This window comes from Halomonas sp. SCS19 (assembly GCF_040147015.1).
GTDB lineage: Bacteria > Pseudomonadota > Gammaproteobacteria > Pseudomonadales > Halomonadaceae > Halomonas > Halomonas litopenaei.
Window position 1 is genome coordinate 1 of the sequence record NZ_JAMSHN010000013.1, and the last position, 316, is coordinate 316.

A 316-nucleotide genomic window follows, 5' to 3' on the forward strand; every position below is an offset into this window, starting at 1 on the left:
GGTGGAGCTGGTCGGGGCGGACTTTACCACCCCGGTGACCATTCCCAATGACGCGGGCCAGGGCAGCCTGAGTATCACCGGCTTCGATGCCGACAGCGGTACCTTCAGCTACAGCTACACCGAGACCGGCGGTGCGGCGAGTCACAACGCGGCTGACGACAACATCGTCGACAGCTTCGCGATCGTGGTCACCGACCACGAAGGTGACACTGCCAGCAATAGCCTGGACATCCAGATCCTGGATACCGCGCCGGAAGCGGTAGCCGACACCAACAGCATTACCGAAGAGACCGCCACGGTCGGCGGCAATGTGATT

At 62.3% G+C, this 316-nt stretch carries 1 protein-coding gene; it reads left to right on the forward strand.

The genetic code is table 11. The features are described from left to right. A partial coding sequence (locus NFH97_RS21170) for a VCBS domain-containing protein (RefSeq protein WP_349625593.1) occupies positions 1 to 316 on the forward strand: 316 nt, incomplete at both ends.